Here is a 1104-nt window from a genome sequence, read left to right as displayed (position 1 = left end):
CCCCGAGCCGTACGCGGCGACGCCGGCGGCGCCGACCACCTCGGGCAGGGCGCTGGCCGCGTTGACCACGACCGGTGTGCCGCAGGCCAGCGCCTCAAGTCCGGCCAGGCCGAAGGTCTCCACCGGGCCGGGCGCGAGCACCACGTCCGCGCTCGCGAGGAGCGCGGCCACCGCCGCGCGGTCGGGCAGGAAGCCGGTGAACGTGACCGGCAGGCCCGCGGTGCGCCGGGCCAGCGCGGCACGCAGCGGGCCGTCCCCGGCCATCACCAACACCGCCGGTACGCCCGCCCGGCGCAACTCGGCGAGGGCCTGCACGGCCAGCTCCGGCCGCTTCTCCGGGGACAGCCGGGCACAGTGCACCAGCAGCAGCTCGGTGGGATCGGCGTAGCGCTCACGCAGCCGCGGGTCGGCCCGGTCCGGGCGGAAGGTGTCCAGGTCCACTCCGAGCGGCACCAGGTCCACGTTGCCGGCGCCGATCCGCTCGAACTCCTCGGCCGCCCATCGGGTGGTGCACACGATCCGGTCGTACGCCCGGCTGGTCACCCGGTTGAGCCGGTCGGCGGTCGGCCGGCGCAGCGCGTCCGGCACGCCCCACTGGCCGAGCAGCCCGGTCAGCGACTCGTGCGACACCATCACCGACGGCACCCCGTACGCCCGCGCCCACCTCCCCGTCCAGCGCAGCGACGACCGGTCGGAGACCTCCAGCCGGTCCGGGGTCAGGTCGGCGAGCAGCCGGGCCAACCGCCGCCGGCCGGCCAGCAGCCGGTAGCCGCCGCTGCCCGGCAGCTCCGGCCCGGGCAGGGTGACCACCCGCCCCCACGGGTACGACTCGTCGGCGGCCCGCTCGCCCGGCACCACCAGCACCGGATGGTGCCCGGCTGCCCGGTAGCCCTCGCCGAGGTGCCGCAACGCGGTCCGCAGCCCACCCGAGCGGGCGGTCACGAAGTTGGCGAGCCGCACGATCCGCAGCCCGGAGGCCGTCCCGGTCACGACGCGGCCGGCAGGCCGACGGTGGGCGGCCGAGGCTCGTACCGGCGTGGTAGTGGCCCGATCAGCTCGTCGGCCCACGGCTGCCCAACTGCGCCGGCTGACCGCGGCCCGGGC

At 77.5% G+C, this 1104-nt stretch carries 1 protein-coding gene; it reads right to left on the bottom strand.

What is annotated here, in order from left to right; genetic code table 11:
- A partial coding sequence (locus JNW91_RS31510) for a glycosyltransferase (RefSeq protein ID WP_203179059.1) occupies window positions 1-990 on the bottom strand: 990 nt, incomplete at its 3' end.
- Window positions 991-1104 lie beyond the last annotated feature (114 nt).

The sequence above is a fragment of the Micromonospora parastrephiae genome, assembly GCF_016802865.1.
GTDB classification, from domain to species: domain Bacteria; phylum Actinomycetota; class Actinomycetes; order Mycobacteriales; family Micromonosporaceae; genus Micromonospora; species Micromonospora parastrephiae.
The sequence above is the reverse complement of the archived record's forward strand: the minus strand, read 5'-3'. Positions and strand labels throughout refer to the sequence as shown.